General features: G+C 62.5%; 13 protein-coding genes. 8 read left to right on the forward strand and 5 right to left on the reverse strand.

Going from position 1 to position 16,812, the window contains the following annotated elements; all coding sequences use genetic code 11:
- Positions 1 to 29 precede the first annotated feature (29 nt).
- Positions 30 to 1,112 (reverse strand): GlxA family transcriptional regulator, encoded by a 1,083-nt coding sequence (locus SB753_RS00080; RefSeq protein WP_027804535.1) that lies wholly within the window; start codon positions 1,110 to 1,112, stop codon positions 30 to 32.
- A gap of 286 nt (positions 1,113 to 1,398) precedes the next feature.
- On the opposite strand from SB753_RS00080, the gene SB753_RS00085 reads away from it, so the two are divergent.
- The 7 genes from SB753_RS00085 to SB753_RS00115 all read left to right on the forward strand — a co-directional run bounded on the left by SB753_RS00085 (position 1,399) and on the right by SB753_RS00115 (position 10,060).
- Positions 1,399 to 2,793, forward strand: a complete 1,395-nt coding sequence (locus SB753_RS00085) for an L-serine ammonia-lyase (protein WP_020067486.1) — start codon at positions 1,399 to 1,401, stop codon at positions 2,791 to 2,793.
- Between the two features lie 95 nt (positions 2,794 to 2,888).
- Positions 2,889 to 4,133, forward strand: coding sequence for a sarcosine oxidase subunit beta family protein (locus SB753_RS00090; RefSeq protein WP_020067487.1), 1,245 nt, complete (start codon positions 2,889 to 2,891; stop codon positions 4,131 to 4,133).
- 28 nt (positions 4,134 to 4,161) lie between these two features.
- Positions 4,162 to 4,476: a sarcosine oxidase subunit delta gene (locus SB753_RS00095; protein WP_020067488.1), complete on the forward strand. Its 315-nt coding sequence runs from the start codon at positions 4,162 to 4,164 to the stop codon at positions 4,474 to 4,476.
- Entirely contained in the window at positions 4,473 to 7,475 is a 3,003-nt protein-coding gene (locus tag SB753_RS00100; protein WP_408414583.1) for a sarcosine oxidase subunit alpha family protein, read from the forward strand. The genes SB753_RS00095 and SB753_RS00100 overlap by 4 nt, the downstream gene beginning before the upstream one ends.
- Complete coding sequence (locus SB753_RS00105; protein WP_410798385.1) at positions 7,465 to 8,121, forward strand: sarcosine oxidase subunit gamma; 657 nt, start codon at positions 7,465 to 7,467, stop codon at positions 8,119 to 8,121. The genes SB753_RS00100 and SB753_RS00105 overlap by 11 nt, the downstream gene beginning before the upstream one ends.
- 64 nt (positions 8,122 to 8,185) lie before the next feature.
- A complete protein-coding gene (locus SB753_RS00110; protein ID WP_020067491.1) occupies positions 8,186 to 8,449 on the forward strand; it encodes a hypothetical protein in 264 nt (87 codons plus the stop codon).
- Positions 8,450 to 8,641: 192 nt separating this feature from the next.
- Positions 8,642 to 10,060 carry an MFS transporter gene (locus SB753_RS00115; RefSeq protein WP_027804536.1) on the forward strand — a complete coding sequence of 473 codons (1,419 nt, stop codon included), beginning with the start codon at positions 8,642 to 8,644 and terminating at the stop codon, positions 10,058 to 10,060.
- Between the two features lie 93 nt (positions 10,061 to 10,153).
- Here SB753_RS00115 and ampC read toward each other — a convergent pair whose 3' ends face one another.
- The 4 genes from ampC to betI form a co-directional block, all read right to left on the reverse strand.
- Positions 10,154 to 11,344, reverse strand: a complete 1,191-nt coding sequence (ampC, locus tag SB753_RS00120; protein WP_410798387.1) for a class C beta-lactamase — start codon at positions 11,342 to 11,344, stop codon at positions 10,154 to 10,156.
- Between the two features lie 180 nt (positions 11,345 to 11,524).
- Positions 11,525 to 13,210 (reverse strand): choline dehydrogenase, encoded by a 1,686-nt coding sequence (gene betA / locus SB753_RS00125; protein WP_408130573.1) that lies wholly within the window; start codon positions 13,208 to 13,210, stop codon positions 11,525 to 11,527.
- A gap of 10 nt (positions 13,211 to 13,220) precedes the next feature.
- Entirely contained in the window at positions 13,221 to 14,690 is a 1,470-nt protein-coding gene (betB, locus tag SB753_RS00130) for a betaine-aldehyde dehydrogenase (RefSeq protein WP_410798388.1), read from the reverse strand.
- A 45-nt stretch (positions 14,691 to 14,735) separates the two neighbouring features.
- Positions 14,736 to 15,329, reverse strand: coding sequence for a transcriptional regulator BetI (gene betI, locus SB753_RS00135; RefSeq protein WP_410798389.1), 594 nt, complete (start codon positions 15,327 to 15,329; stop codon positions 14,736 to 14,738).
- 238 nt (positions 15,330 to 15,567) lie between these two features.
- Between betI and fdhA the strand changes: the two genes are divergently transcribed.
- Complete coding sequence (gene fdhA, locus SB753_RS00140) at positions 15,568 to 16,767, forward strand: formaldehyde dehydrogenase, glutathione-independent (RefSeq protein ID WP_020067497.1); 1,200 nt, start codon at positions 15,568 to 15,570, stop codon at positions 16,765 to 16,767.
- Positions 16,768 to 16,812 lie beyond the last annotated feature (45 nt).

Consider the following 16,812-nt stretch of genomic DNA (forward strand, 5'->3'; position numbering starts at 1 on the left):
GCATCGACAAAACGCCTTGAAACAGGGCCTCAAATCGCCTGCGCCCGCCCCGGAAACGTCTCGTCGAAATCCGCACCATATTCCGCTTCCGCCGCCGTGCCGCGTTGCTCGCGGTACATCATCGGCGGCAAGCCGAATTGTTTGCGGAATTCGCGGCCCAGATGTGACGCATCGGAAAAGCCACAACTCGATGCAATGTCGGCCACCGTCTTGTCCGAGCTGGTCAACAGCCAGGCAGCGGTGCGCAGGCGCACCTGCTTCGCATAGGCCTGCGGCGCCTTGCCGGTTTGGGCCTTGAAAAGCCGCTCCAGTTGACGCGGCGACAGATCCAGCTTGCGCGCGAGTTCATCGAGTGAAAGCGAACGCCCCACGTGCTGTTCCATCAGCAGAATTGCGCGCTTCACTTTCGGGTGCGCCGCTGGTGCAAGTCCCGGCGGATGCGGCTGCGGCGCATTGCCTTTCTGCATGTCGTCGACGAGAAGAATACGCAGCGCTTTTTGTACCGTTGCGGTTTCGAAGTGGCGCAGAAGAATGGCCGCGGCCACGTCGATAGAGGCGCGCCCGCCTGAACACGTAATGCGCCGGCGATCGATCACGAACAACCGGTCTGCCACGAGCGCCTCTTCATTCACCGACGGAAAACGCTCGATGAAATCCCAGTAGTGAAACCAGCTTACGCAAATGCGATGACCGTCGAGCACGCCCGCGCGCATCAGCGAGAACACGCCCGTACACATGCCGACAAGCGTTGCATCGGCCGCCGCGGCGCGGCGTATGAACGCGAGCGTTGCGTCGTTCGCGGCCGGTCCCGAATGCAGCAGGCCGCCCACCACGACGACGTAATCGAACGGCTCGGCGTTGTCGAAGGTTTCCCACGGAGTGATCTGGATTCCGCAACTCGCGCGTACCGGAGCAAGGGTTTCCCCTATCACGCTCCATGAACAGCGCACGGGCTTGCTGAAGTCGCCTTCGTCCGCGGACAGGCGCAACAGGTCGACGAAACCCGAAAACGCCGTCAGCGTGAAGTTCGGCAGCAGGATGATGCCAAAGCGGATGCGCTGCTTCGGCGTGCCGTCGATAGATTGAAGGGGAAGCGGTTCAGCGGAGTTCATGCATGCAGCCAGAGCAAAAAAGGTTGAGTCAAGCATAGCACCGGGATGCACCGGGGCACTGATCATACGTGTCGTCAGCATCGCGAGGCGCAGGGGGCTGCGCCTGTCGCAAATGCGTCAGAAGCCTTCGTAAATACGTCGCGACGCTTGGCGCGCAGTGCGCTTGACGCCACTATCCCACTGTCATGCCGTTTTTATTCTATCGGTCCAATTTGACGTGCGGTGCAATAGGGCCTGTTTCGAGGTAAGTCCCTCCACCCAGGCATTGCAACGCACAAGGCTAGCCATGAACGTCAGCGTATTCGATCTGTTCAAGATCGGTATCGGTCCCTCCAGCTCGCACACCGTCGGGCCGATGATCGCTGCTTGCCGCTTCGCGTCGCATATCGAAGACGCCAATTTGCTCGGCTTCGTGCGCCGCGTGAAAGTCGAACTGTTCGGCTCGCTCGGCGCAACCGGCAAGGGCCATGGCACCGACAAAGCGGTGCTGCTCGGCCTGGAAGGCAACCTGCCCGAACTGATCGACCCGGACACGATCGAGCCGCGTTTGCTCGCGATTCGCGAGACGAAGCAACTCGCGCTGCTCGGCAAGCATCCGGTGAAATTCGACGAGCGCGAGCATCTTGGATTTTTTCGCAAGCTGATGCCGGGTGCGCCGGGCTCGGGCATCGTGCATCCGAACGGCATGCGTTTTCAGGCATTCGACGAGTATGGGCAGTTGCTGGTTGAAAAAGAGTATTACTCGATTGGCGGCGGCTTCGTCGTGAATCGGGAGGGCGATCGCGTGAACGGCGTACGTGCGGGCGCCGAGGTGCCGTACCCGTTTCGCACCGGCGACGATCTGATGCGCGTGTGCCGCGAAACGGGCCTCTCTATCGCCCAGGTGACGCTGCGCAACGAATGCGCGTCCCGCTCCGAACAGGAAGTGCGCGAAGGCCTGCTCGCGATCTGGCGCGCGATGTCGGCTTGCGTCGAACGCGGTTGCAAGGTGCGCGGCGAATTGCCCGGACCCATGCATGTGAAGCGCCGCGCAGCCGACCTGTGCGGGCAATTGCGCTCGCGCTCCGAGGAGTCGCTGCGCGATCCGCTTTCAATGCTCGACTGGGTCAACCTGTACGCGATGGCCGTGAACGAAGAGAACGCGGCAGGCGGGCGCGTCGTGACCGCGCCGACCAACGGCGCGGCCGGCGTGATTCCGGCCGTGCTGCACTACTACGTGAAGTTCATGCATGCGTCGAATGACGAAGGCATCGTCAACTTCCTGCTGACGGCCGCGGCTATCGGGATCATCTACAAGGAGACCGCGTCCATCTCCGGCGCCGAAGTGGGCTGCCAGGGCGAAGTGGGCGTGGCCTGTTCGATGGCCGCAGCGGCGCTTGCCGCAGTAATGGGCGGCACGCCGACGCAAGTCGAAAACGCCGCGGAAATCGGCATGGAACATAACCTCGGCATGACCTGCGATCCGGTCGGCGGACTCGTGCAGATTCCGTGTATCGAGCGCAACGCGATGGGCGCGATCAAGGCGCTGAACGCCGCGCGCATGGCGATGAAGGGCGACGGCCAGCACTACGTATCGCTCGATAACGTGATCAAGACGATGCGCGAGACGGGCGCGGATATGAAGACGAAATACAAGGAGACGTCGCGCGGCGGGTTGGCCGTGAACGTCATCGAGTGCTGAACAGCGCTCTATCAGAGTCGTGACGAAGCACCAGGCATCAAGCACACGAGCACTACAAGCACCATAAGCACCGACAGTACCCACAAGGACCAACGATGAGCCGCTATTCGATATTCAGCCTCTTGCGCAACGGGATGTCGTATCACGAAAACTGGGAGCGCCAGTGGAAGAGCCCCGAGCCCAAACGCGAGTACGACGTGGTGATCGTCGGCGGCGGCGGACACGGTCTCGCCACCGCCTACTACCTTGCTAAAGAACATGGCGTGCGCAATATCGCCGTGCTCGAAAAAGGCTGGATCGGCGGCGGCAATACGGCGCGCAATACGACCATCGTTCGCTCGAATTATCTGTGGGACGAGTCGGCTGCGCTCTACGAAAAGGCAATGAAACTGTGGGAGGGTCTCTCGCAGGATCTGAACTACAACGTGATGTTCAGCCAGCGCGGCGTGATGAACCTCGCGCATACGTTGCAGGACGTGCGCGACACCGAGCGGCGCGTGAATGCGAACCGCCTGAACGGTGTCGATGCCGAATTCCTCACTCCTGCGCAGATCAAGGAACTCGAGCCGACTATCAATCTGAATAGCCGCTACCCGGTGCTGGGCGCGTCGATTCAGCGGCGCGGCGGTGTCGCGCGTCACGATGCGGTGGCTTGGGGCTTCGCGCGGGGCGCGGACCAGGCGGGCGTCGACATCGTGCAAAACTGCCAGGTCACCGGAATTCGCCGTAACGGCAGCCAGGTAACGGGCGTGGATACGACGAAGGGTTTCATCAAGGCAAAGAAAGTCGCGGTGGTGGCAGCGGGCAATACCTCCACGCTCGCCGACATGGCCGGCGTGCGCCTGCCGCTCGAAAGCCATCCGTTGCAGGCGCTGGTGTCCGAGCCGATCAAGCCGGTCGTGAACACAGTGGTGATGTCGAACGCCGTGCACGCGTATATCAGCCAGTCCGACAAAGGCGATCTGGTGATCGGCGCGGGCGTGGACCAGTACACGGGTTTCGGACAGCGCGGCAGCTTCCAGATTATCGAAGGCACGCTCGAAGCCATCGTCGAAATGTTCCCGGTGTTCTCGCGAGTGCGCATGAACCGGCAGTGGGGCGGCATCGTGGACGTCTCGCCGGACGCATGCCCGATCATCAGCAAGACCGACGTGAAGGGCCTCTATTTCAATTGCGGCTGGGGCACGGGCGGCTTCAAGGCGACCCCCGGTTCCGGTTGGGCCTATGCGTACACGATCGCGAAAGACGAGCCGCACGAATTGAACGCGCCGTTCTCGCTGGATCGCTTCTACACCGGCCATCTCATCGACGAACACGGCGCCGCCGCCGTCGCCCACTAACGCACTAGCGCTGGATAGAGAGACAAACATGCTGATGATCGAATGCCCCTGGTGCGGGCCACGCGCCGAAACCGAATTTTCCTGCGGCGGCGAAGCGGACATTGCGCGTCCGCTCGATACCGAGAAGCTCACCGACAAGGAGTGGGGCGACTACCTGTTCATGCGCAAGAATCCGCGCGGCGTGCATCGTGAGCAGTGGATGCATACGCAAGGCTGCCGCCGCTGGTTCAAGGCGCAGCGCGATACGGTGAGCTACGAGATCCAGGGCTACGAGACGTTCGACCGTCCGCTGCTCAAGATGGATAGCAACGACGGCAAGGCACAAGAGGGCAAGACGCAATGAGCCAGAAAGACCGACTCCCGAATGGCGGGCGCATCAACCGCGCATTGCCGCTTACGTTCACGTTCAACGGCCGCCAGTATCAGGGTTATCAGGGTGATACGCTCGCTTCGGCATTGCTCGCCAACGGCCTGCATTTTGTTGCGCGTAGCTGGAAATATCACCGGCCGCGCGGCATCGTTACGGCCGGAGTGGAAGAGCCGAACGCCGTCGTGCAACTGGAAACCGGCGCCTACACGGTGCCGAATGCGCGTGCGACCGAAGTCGAGTTGTATCAGGGGCTCGTTGCGAACAGCGTGAATGCGAAGCCGAGCATCGAGAAAGATCGCATGGCGGTCAATCAGAAGTTCGCGCGCTTCATTCCGGCGGGCTTTTACTACAAGACCTTCATGTGGCCGCGCAAGTTCTGGCCGAAGTACGAAGAAGTGATTCGCGACGCCGCGGGTCTCGGCAAGGCGCCCGAGCAACTCGACGCCGACCGCTACGACAAGTGCTTTGCACATTGCGACGTGCTGGTCGTGGGCGGCGGGCCGACCGGTCTCGCGGCCGCGCATGCAGCCGCTTTGTCGGGCGCACGCGTGACACTGGTCGACGATCAGCCGGAACTCGGCGGCTCGCTGCTGTCGTGCCGCGCGGAGATCGACGGCAAGCCTGCGTTGCAGTGGGTGCACAAGATTGAAGACGAACTGCGGCAGATGCCCGACGTGAAGATTCTCACGCGCAGCACCGCGTTCGGTTATCAGGACCACAATCTCGTCACGGTGACCCAGCGCTTAACCGATCATCTGCCCGTGTCGCAACGCAAGGGCACGCGCGAACTGATGTGGAAGATCCGCGCAAAACGCGTGATTCTCGCGACCGGCGCGCATGAGCGGCCCATCGTGTTCGGCAACAACGATCTGCCGGGCGTGATGCTGGCTTCAGCCGTTTCGACCTATCTGCATCGCTATGCAGTATTGCCGGGCCGCAACGCAGTAGTCTTCACGAACAACGACGACGGCTATCAATGCGCGCTCGACCTGAAAGCGGCCGGCGCGCAGGTGACAGTGATTGATCCGCGCGCAGGTGAATCGAAGGGCACGCTGCCCGCGCTTGCCCGCCGCTACGGCGTGAAGGTGATCGGCGGCGCCGTCATCACCGCGGCGCACGGCAAACTGCGCGTGGCGTCGGTGGATATCGCTTCGTATGCAAACGGCAAGACCGGCGCGAAGCAAAGCGAATTGCCGTGCGATCTGCTCGCGATGTCCGGTGGCTGGAGCCCTGTGCTGCACCTGTTCGCGCAGTCGGGCGGCAAGGCGCACTGGCATAACGAGAAGGCCTGCTTCGTGCCCGGCAAGGCGATGCAGGCGGAGACGAGCGTCGGCGCCTGCAACGGCGATTTCACGCTGGGTCAAGGCATCCGTTTCGCCGTCGATGCAGGGATCGAGGCCGCGCGCGCCGCAGGCCATATCGTCGCCCGGCCGAATCCGGTTCAGGTCGCCGAAATCAGCGAAGCAAAGCTGGAGCCGCTGTGGCTCGTCGGCGGACGCGAGCTTGCAACGCGCGGGCCGAAGCAGTTCGTGGACTTCCAGAACGACGTGTCCGCGGCGGATATTTTCCTGGCCGCCCGCGAAGGCTTCGAGTCGGTTGAACACGTAAAGCGTTATACGGCGATGGGCTTCGGCACCGACCAGGGCAAGCTCGGCAACATCAACGGTATGGCGATTCTTGCGCAGGCGCTCGGCAAGACGATTCCGGAGACGGGCACCACCACGTTCCGCCCGAACTACACGCCGGTCACGTTCGGCACATTCGCGGGCCGCGAACTCGGCGAGTTTCTCGATCCGGTGCGCAAGACGGCTGTGCATGAATGGCACGTGGAGAACGGCGCTGCTTTCGAGGACGTCGGCAACTGGAAGCGTCCCTGGTATTACCCGAAAGCGGGTGAGGACATGCACGCGGCCGTCGCACGCGAATCGCTCGCGGTGCGTACCAGCGTCGGCATTCTGGATGCATCGACGCTCGGCAAGATCGACATTCAGGGTCCCGATTCTGCAAAGCTCCTGAACTGGGTCTACACGAATCCGTGGAGCAAGCTCGAAGTCGGCAAGTGCCGCTATGGCCTGATGCTCGACGAAAACGGCATGATTTTCGATGACGGCGTGACTGTGCGCCTCGCCGATCAGCACTACATGATGACGACGACTACGGGCGGCGCGGCGCGCGTGCTGACGTGGCTCGAACGCTGGCTGCAAACGGAATGGCCGGACATGCGCGTGCGTCTTGCGTCGGTCACCGATCACTGGGCGACTTTCGCCGTGGTCGGCCCCAACAGCCGCAAGGTCTTGCAGAAGGTGTGTCACGACATCGACTTCGCGAACGCCGCATTTCCGTTCATGAGCTATCGCGAAGGCACGGTCGCGGGTGCTGCGTCGCGTGTGATGCGCATCAGCTTTTCCGGTGAACTCGCGTATGAAGTGAACGTGCCGGCCAATGTGGGACGCGCGGTGTGGGAAGCGTTGATGGCCGCTGGCGCCGAGTTCGACATCACGCCGTATGGCACCGAAACGATGCACGTGTTGCGTGCGGAGAAGGGCTACATCATCGTGGGTCAGGATACGGACGGCTCGATGACGCCTTACGACCTCGGCATGGGCGGGCTCGTCGCGAAGTCGAAAGACTTCCTGGGCAAGCGTTCGCTGACTCGCTCCGACACGGCGAAGCCGGGGCGCAAGCAACTGGTCGGGCTGCTCTCCGACGATCCGTCGTTCGTGATACCGGAAGGCTCGCAAATTGTCGCCGGTCCGTTCCAGGGCGATACCGCGCCGATGCTCGGCCACGTCACGTCGAGTTATTACAGTCCGATTCTCAAGCGCTCGATTGCGATGGCCGTCGTGAAGGGCGGTCTCGAGAAGATCGGCGAAACGGTCACGGTCCCGCTTTCGAGCGGCAAACAGATTGCAGCGAAGATCACCAGCTCGGTGTTCTACGACAGCGAAGGAGCGCGTCAACATGTGGAATGAAACTAAAACGGCGGCGTCGGTCGTGGACCGTGCTGTCGGCAGGCAAACCGGCGTCTGGCAGGAGTCGCCGCTGGTGGGTGTGGATGCGCTGCTGAAAAAGCATCAGGCAACGGCAGGCACGGCATTCAGATTGAGCGAGCGGCCGTTTCTCGAACTCGTGAACGTGCGAGGCGATACGCGCGACGCCGCGTTCGTGCAGGCGGTAAAGAATGTGCTCGGTTGCCCGCCGTCCGAAAAAGCCAACACGATTGCGCGCGGCAACGGCTACGAGATGCTCTGGCTCGGACCGGACGAATGGCTCGTGCGCTCGGCCGTCGCGCATGACGCAACGCGCACTGCGCCGTTGCAGGCGAAGCTCGGCGCAGCGTTTGCGGGCGTGTTCGCGTCCGCGGTGGATATCGGCAGCGGCTATACGGTGCTCGAAATCACCGGCGCGCGCACGCGTGAAGTGCTTTCGCGCGGCTGTCCGCTCGATCTGCATCCCAAGTTGTTCGGCGACGGGCAGTGTGCGCAAAGCCATTACTTCAAGGCGTCGATGACGCTGGTGCCCACCGGCGCCGACAGCTTCGACATCATCGTGCGTCGCAGCTTTGCCGACTACTTCGTGAAGATCATGCTCGACGCAGCCGAGCCGTTGATGTCGTGACTGCGTTAACGCCGCGAGCGCTGTTCCCGTGGACCGCTCGCGGCTTTCGCGCTGCCCGTCTCACATGACGTCGACCCGTGTCGTCACTGCGCGCCTCACCGAGCGCGCATGCCAGCAAGGCGATGCCGATGCCGCGCTCGCGCTGCTCGATCAGAGCATGCTGCTGCGGCACCGGCGCATCGCGCTGATTCGCTATCTGCTCGCACAGCAACTGGGCGCGCCGTTGCAGGCGCGCCACCACGAATACGTTCAGAAAATCGCCGCGCGGCTGAGCGCGGACGCGCTCGCGCGTGTTGCAGGCGCGGCGCGTGCGCGGCTGCGCGCATAGCGTATAGCGCGTAGCGGTTGCCTCGCGCCCGGCCGGCGGCCGGTACGGCCTATCAGCGCCACGCCTGTTGAACGACGCCCCCGTTCCATCCCGATGACGTATTTCTTCTATGTAGCCGATTTATGTCGGCGTCTACTGAATGTGCTCATCGGAACATCACTCGCGGCCGCGCCGCAATATTCAGGGGATGCCATGCCTACCGCTTCTCAGTCTCGCGCGAGCGCCGCCGCGCGACTCGAACGGCTGCCGTTCTCCGGCTATCACCGGACCATCTTCATCATTATCGCGATTGCGTTCTTCTTCGATTCCGTCGACCTCGGCACGATGACCTTCGTACTCGGTTCGATCAAGACCGAGTTCGGTTTGTCGACGGCGACCGCCGGCCTCGTCGCGAGTGCGAGTTTCTTCGGCATGGTGGGCGGTGCGGCGGTCGCCGGCTTGCTCGCGGATCGCTTCGGGCGCCGGCCGGTGTTTCAATGGAGCATGGTGCTGTGGGGTCTCGCTTCCTATCTGTGTTCGACTGCGCAGAGTGTCGAAGCGCTGATCTTTTATCGAGTGCTGCTGGGCTTCGGCATGGGCATGGAGTTCCCGATTGCGCAAACGCTCCTGTCGGAATTCGTTCCGGCTTCTTCGCGCGGGCGTCTGATCGCGTTAATGGACGGCTTCTGGCCGCTCGGTTTCATCACGGCAGGCGTGGTGTCGTACTTCGTGCTGCCGACCTTCGGCTGGCGAACTGAGTTCGCGTTGCTCGCGATTCCCGCCGTGTTCGTGCTCGTCGTGCGACGCATCGTGCCGGAATCGCCGCGTTGGCTCGAGCATCGCGGACGTCTCGGCGACGCCGACAAAATTCTCGCCGACATCGAAGTCAAAGTCATGAAGTCCGCGGGGCTGAGCCACCTGCGCCCGCCGGTCATGCTCGCCGAACCAGTGGCCACGAAAGGCGCCGGCGCGTTTCGCGAGATATGGAGCGCGGCTTACCGGCGTCGCACGGTCATGGTGTGGACGCTGTGGTTCTTTGCGTTGCTCGGCTTTTACGGTCTGACGTCATGGCTCGGCGCGCTGATGCAGCAGGCCGGCTTCGCGGTGACGAAGTCGGTGTTGTACACGGTGCTGATCTCTCTCGGCGGTATTCCGGGTTTTATCTGCGCGGCATGGCTCGTTGAACGCTGGGGACGCAAGCCGACCTGCATCGCGTCGCTTGCGGGCAGTGCGGTAATGGCCTACGTGTACGGGCAAACCGCGCTCCACGCCCAGACGCCCACGTTGCTGATCTGCGCGGGACTTGCAATGCAGTTCTTTCTGTTTGCAATGTGGGCGGTGCTCTACACCTATACGCCGGAACTCTACGGCACCGGCGCGCGCGCCACGGGTTCGGGCTTCGCCTCGGCAATTGGCCGTGTCGGCTCGCTGATCGGGCCGTATGTGGTGGGCGTCGTGTTGCCGGTGTTCGGCCAGGGCGGCGTGTTCTCGCTTGGCGCGATGTGCTTCGTCATCGCGGCAGCCGCCGTGTGGATACTTGGTATCGAAACGCGTGGACTCGCGCTCGAGACGCTTGTGTCGGAAGCCGTGGAGAGCGACGCGCATGGTGTGCTCAGTCCGGCGCGCGAGTAGCAGCGTTCGCCCGCCACGGCGCAGCGGTTGCCTGTTCGCTGCACCGTGGCGGGATCGCGCTTTTCATCGCACTTTTCATCGCGCTTCTCGTCGCTACTGTGCGCTCGCGACGACTGCCGACATGATCCGATACGCCGCGCTGACGCGGTCCTCGATGGGGAAGTTCTTGTTGGCAAGCAACACGATGCCTAAGCGTTTCTGAGGAACGAAGGCGACGTAGGTGCCGAAACCGTTCGTCGAACCGGTCTTGTTGATCCACACATTCTGCTGTGGCGGCAGCGGCGGATCTATCGCAGCGGCCGGTGTCGGAGTGACCGCCATGGCGGGCGCGTTGCCTTCATGCAAAGTGGAGAGCGCGACTGGATACGCGTATTGCTCCCAGATCAGGTCTTGCGTGAGCACGCCGGCCTTGAAGTAGCCAGTGTGCGTGGCCGTAATCGCGCGCTGAAGCTTGCTGTCCACGTCGATCAGGTTCATGTTCGCCTGAACGAAACGGACCATGTCCGCGGCGGTGGTTTTTACGCCGTACGCTTCGTCGGCGAGAACGCCGCCTTTCATGCGGACCGGTGCGCCATCTTTCGTATAGCCCTGCGCGTAGTCGGACATTTTCGCCGTGGGGACGTGGATATAGCTGCTTCTCATGCCGAGTGCGGAAAACATGTGCTGCTCGATTAGCGGCGCAAAGTCCTGGCCCATGCTTTTGGCGGTGATCAGACCAAGCGTGCCGATACCGGGATTCGCATACGTGCGGTAAGTGCCGGGCGCGTACGCGGGCTTCCATGCGTTGAAGTACTGCAACAGCTGGGCGTTGTCATGAATATCGTCGGGTACCTGAAGCGGCAGACCGCCGGGCGTGTGCGTACCCAGGTTCAGAAGGCTCACCTTGCCGAACGCGCTGCCTCGCAATGACGGCAAATATTTCTGCGTCTCATCGGACAGCTTCAGTTGACCGTTGAGTTGCGCGTAGGCGGCGAGCGTCGCGGTAAATGTCTTGCTGACAGAACCGATTTCGAATAGCGTGCGCTGCGCGACCGGCTTGCCTGTTTGTAGCGACGCCACGCCATAGTCGAATACATAGGTCTTGCCGTTCGCGATCACGCCGATCGCCATGCCCGGCACATGGTATTTCGCCATCAGCGGTTCGATTGCCGAGTCCACTACGGTTTTGATCGCGTGATCGGTGTCGTCGGTGTCGCCGGTGTCGCCGGCTGCATGGCTTGCCGGTGCGATTGCGCTCAGCGCGAAGACGGCGGTCGCCATTACGCTCACGGCTTTTACTTTCATATGCAGCGGTTTCCTTGAATTGTTATCGACAGGTGTGCTGACGCAGCACTATCCGGCTTTCGCGGAGCGCTGACAATCGAGGATAACTTGCGAGAGGGTCAAGAAAAAGTTATGGGCGGCAAGAGCTCGCCGCCCGGGCGGAAACCCTGAATCCGGAAACCGGAATCCGGAACGCGGAAGTCAGACGGTCGCTCGTTCACGCTTCCTGGCAGGCGCGCCATTCGCGACGAAGTAAGGTGTGTCCACGCGCGCCAACGGCTCGCGCCCACGAATGCGGTCCGCGATCTTCTCCGCCAGCATGATGGTCGGGGCATTGAGATTGCCCGTGGTGATGATCGGCATGATCGACGCATCCACCACGCGCAGCGCTTGCAAGCCGTGCACGCGGCCCTCGTTGTCCACCACGGCCATGTCGTCATAACCCATCTTGCATGAGCAGGAAGGATGAAACGCCGTCTCGGCCCGCGCCCGCACGAAACTGTCGAGCTCGGCGTCTGTGGTCAGTTCGGCGCCCGGATTCAGCTCACGTCCGCGATAACGATCCAGCGCCGGCTGCCGCATGATCTCGCGTGTAATGCGGATGCCGTCGCGGAACTCGCGCCAGTCGAGCGGATCGGCCATGTAGTTGAAGAGAATGCTCGGATGTGCGGCCGGGTCGCGCGATGTGAGCTTTACGCGCCCGCGGCTCGGCGAACGCATCGAGCCGACGTGCGCCTGGAACCCATGCATTTTGATCGCATTCGATCCGTTGTAATTGATCGCCACCGGCAGAAAGTGGTACTGGATGTTGGGCCACAAGTCGTCGTCGCGTGTACGGATGAAGCCGCCCGCTTCAAACTGATTGCTCGCGCCAATGCCCGTGCCGTTGAGCATCCATTCGAGTCCGATGGCCGGCTGGTTCCACCACTGCAACGCAGGGTAGAGCGACACGGGCTCCTTGCACTCGTACTGAATGTACATCTCCAGATGGTCCTGCAAGTTTTCGCCGACGCCCGGCAGATCGTGAACGACAGGAATGTCGAGTTCACGCAGCCACGTGGAGCGACCCACGCCGGAGCGTTGCAACAGTTGCGGCGATGCGATCGCGCCGCTGCAGACCAGTACTTCCCGGCGCGCATGGGCATTCACTGTCGCGCCGTTGTGCTGATACGCGACGCCAACCGCACGTTTGCCGGAGAACAGCACACGATCGCTCAACGCATGCGTGACGATGGTCAGGTTCGCGCGTGCCCTCGCGCGATCCAGATAGCCGCGCGCGGTGCTGGCGCGCCGGCCGTTGGCCGTGACAGTGCGGTCCATTGGACCAAAGCCTTCCTGCTGATAGCCGTTCAGATCGTCGGTGCGCGGAAAGCCTGCCTGAACGCCGGCCTCGACCATCGCTGCGAAAAGCGGGTTATTGCCGGGCTTGCTCGTGGTCACGTGCACGGGACCGTCGCCGCCGTGATAGGCGTTCGGGCCTGCATCGCGTGTTTCGGCTTTGCGAAAATAGGGCAGGCAGTCCAGATAGGTCCAGTTTTCCAGACCGCGCCGCGTGGCCCAACCATCGTAGTCGAGCGCATTGCCGCGGATATAGCACATGCCGTTGATCAGCGATGACCCGCCTAGTCCCTTGCCGCGGCCGCACTCCATGCGACGGTTGTTCATATGCGGCTCAGGGTCCGTCTCATACGCCCAGTTGTAGCGGCGCCCTTGCAACGGATAGGCGAGCGCGGCGGGCATCTGCGTGCGGAAATCGAAGCGGTAGTCGGGGCCGCCGGCTTCGAGCAGCAACACCGTGACGTCGGCGTCTTCGGTGAGACGCGACGCCAGCACGTTGCCCGCCGAACCCGCGCCGACGACGATATAGTCGTATTCGTTCGAAGTCATGGCTGGCTCCTCAAAACACCGGTTGATACGGACCGAGCTCGACCTGCACGGACTTGATGCGCGTGTAATGCTCGAGCGTGGTAATGCCGTTCTCGCGGCCCACGCCCGATTGCTTGTAGCCGCCCACTGGCATCTCGGCCGGCGACTCGCCCCATGTATTGATCCAGCAAATGCCGGCTTCGAGCCGATGAATCACGCGATGCGCGCGCGCCAGATTCTCGGTGACAACACCGGCAGCGAGGCCGTAAGCGGTGCGGTTCGCACGCTCGATGGCTTCGTCTTCGTCGTCGAAAACCAGAATGCTCATGACCGGACCGAAAATTTCCTCGCGCACGATGCGCATGTCGTCATGGCAGCCGGTGAACACAGTTGGCTCGACATATTGGCCCTGGCCGAAATGACCTTCGCTCAGGCGCTTGCCGCCCGCGATCAACCGGGCGCCTTCCTGAACGCCGCTATCGATATAGCCGAGCACCTTCTGCAGTTGCGCCGCGCTAACGAGCGGGCCGAAATTGGTGGAGGCGTCGCCTGGCGCACCCACGCGAATGCGCTTCACACGCTCCAGCACCAACGCTTCAAACCGTTCGAGCACACTGCGTTGCACGAACACGCGTGTGCCGTTCGTGCAGACCTGGCCCGAGCTGAAGAAGTTGGCGCTCATCGCGATGTCGGCAGCGCGTTCGAGATTCGCGTCGTCGAAAACGAGCAGTGGAGATTTCCCGCCCAGTTCCATCGTCACTTCTTTCAACGACGATGCGCCCGCCATCGACATCACCTTCTTGCCGGTTTCCACGCCGCCCGTGAACGAGATTTTCTCGATGTCCGGATGCGCGGCGAGCATCGCGCCCACGCGGCCGTCGCCTTGCACGACGTTGAACACGCCGGCCGGCACGCCGGCCTCGGTGTAAATCTCGGCGAGTTTCAAGGCCGACAACGGCGTGACTTCGCTCGGCTTGAAGATCATCGCATTGCCCGCAGCTAGCGCTGGCGCCGACTTCCAGCACGCGATCTGAATCGGATAGTTCCATGCGCCGATGCCCGCGCATACGCCGAGCGGCTCGCGCCGCGTGTACACGAACGACGTCGGCCGCAACGGAAACTGCTGCCCCTCGATAGCGGTGGCAAGGCCCGCGTAATACTCGATCACGTCCGCGCCCGTGACGATGTCCACGGCTTGCGTTTCCGCAATCGGCTTACCTGTGTCGCGCGTTTCGAGTGCGGCGAGTTCGTCGTTGCGCTCGCGCAGAATGTCGACCGCGCGACGCAGAATGCGTGAACGTTGCATGCCCGTGAGCGCGGCCCACTCGCGCTGACCTTCACGAGCGGATTGCACCGCGCGGTCCACGTCCGCGGAACTTGCCTGCTGGACGGTAGCGAGCGTTTCGCCGTTGGCGGGATCGACGGTGTCGAAAGTTTCTCCGCCGGTCGCGTCCACATAGGTGCCGCCGATATAGAGACGTTGCGTTGCGAATACCGCCATGACTTGCTCCTTTGTGAAGATATCGCTGGTTCCTGTCTGGCAGATCTACGCCGATTCGCGCGCCGCCAGCACCAGGTCGATGTATTCGTTTGCCACACGTAGCGCCGCTTTGGTGTCGAACGGTTCGCCCGACAGCGCGCCGCGCAACCACAGTCCGTCGATCAGCGCAGCGAGCCCGCTCGCCGCTCGCCTTGCGGCTGCGCGCGGCATCGCCTTCGCAAAATCGGCGCACAGATTCGAGTTCAGACGCCGCGTATTCACGTTTTGCAGCCGACGCAAATGCGGCTTGTGCATGCTCTCCGACCAGAAGGCGAGCCAGGTCTTCATGACGGGCGCGCTGGTTTGCTCCGCATCGAAGTTGGCGGCGACTACCGCTCGCAGCCTGGAACGCGGGTCGGCCTTCGCCGCGCGGCGCCGACGCGAAGTGGCCTGCCACAGATCGCGCAGCACGTGCCTCATGGTGGCTTCCAGCAAGCCGTCCTTGTCACCGAAATAGTGGCTGACGATGCCGGTGGAGATGCTTGCGCGTTGGGCGACAGACGCCAGCGTCGCGCCCGCCAGGCCGGTCTGGTCGATGGTGAGCAACGTGGCGTCGATCAACTGGGCGCGGCGAATTTCGCGCATTCCGAGCTTGGGCATGGTGATGGTGTGAAGATTGGACGACTCGCAACTGGCGCAGGCCGCATATTCAATCGGCGCATGGTAGGTTTTTTATATTGAACGGTCAATCAATAAAAACAGACGTCTGCGGCCATGTCGGTTACGGCCAAACCCATGTCGCGTTCCATGCAGGTGATTGCTTGCAGCGGGCGCTACGCTCGTTGAACGGCGCGTGGCACACAATCCACGCGTCTCTCACAAGACACGGAGACATTCAATGAGCAGCAATCGCGGCGTCGTATATCTCGGGCAGGGCAAGGTGGAAGTGCAGTCGATCGACTATCCGAAGATGGTCGATCCACGTGGCCGCGCGATCGGCCATGGCGTAATTCTGAAGGTCGTGAGCACGAACATTTGCGGCTCGGATCAGCATATGGTGCGCGGCCGCACGACCGCCGAGGTGGGCCTCGTGCTCGGCCACGAGATTACCGGCGAGGTGATCGAAGTGGGTCGCGACGTCGAGACGCTGAGCATCGGCGATCTGGTGTCGGTGCCGTTCAACGTGGCCTGCGGTCGCTGCCCGACCTGCAAGTCGCAGCACACGGGCGTATGCCTGAACGTCAATCCGTCGCGCGCGGGCGGCGCTTACGGCTATGTCGACATGGGTGGCTGGATTGGCGGACAGGCCGAGTACGTGCTGGTGCCGTACGCCGACTTCAACCTGCTGAAATTCCCCGATCGCGCGCAGGCCATGTCGAAGATCCGCGACCTTACCTGTCTGTCCGACATTCTGCCGACCGGTTATCACGGCGCAGTGATGGCGGGCGTGAAGCCGGGTTCGACCGTCTACATTGCAGGCGCGGGGCCGGTCGGCATGGCGGCGGCCGCGTCGGCGCGCCTCCTGGGCGCGGCCTGCACGATTGTCGGCGACATGAATGAGGAGCGTCTTGCGCATGCGCGCAAGATGGGCTTCGAGACCGTCGATCTGTCGAAAGACGCGACGCTTGGCGAACAGATCGAACAGATTCTCGGCAAGCCGGAAGTGGATTGCGCGGTGGACTGCGTAGGCTTCGAAGCACACGGGCATGGAAGCAGCGGTTCGCACGAGGAAGCGCCGGCCACGGTACTGAACTCGCTGATGGAGATCACGCGCGCAGCCGGCGCGATCGGCATTCCGGGCCTTTACGTGACCGACGATCCGGGTGCCGTCGACGCGGCCGCTCGCAAGGGTAGTCTCAGCATCCGCTTCGGGCTCGGCTGGGCCAAGTCGCACTCGTTCCATACGGGCCAGACGCCGGTGATGAAGTACAACCACAACCTCATGCAGGCGATCTTGTGGGACCGCTTGCCGATTGCCGACATCGTCAACGTGACTGTGGTGTCGCTCGACCAGGCGCCCGATGGTTACCGTCAATTCGACGGCGGCGCACCGCGCAAATTCGTTATCGATCCGCACGGCTTGCTGAAGGCGGCGTGAGCATCGCAAGAAACTAGAGGCTGCCAATAAAGAAACGCGTTGAAC

This window comes from Paraburkholderia sp. SIMBA_053 (assembly GCF_046534895.1).
In the GTDB taxonomy this organism is placed as follows: Bacteria; Pseudomonadota; Gammaproteobacteria; order Burkholderiales; family Burkholderiaceae; genus Paraburkholderia; species Paraburkholderia caledonica.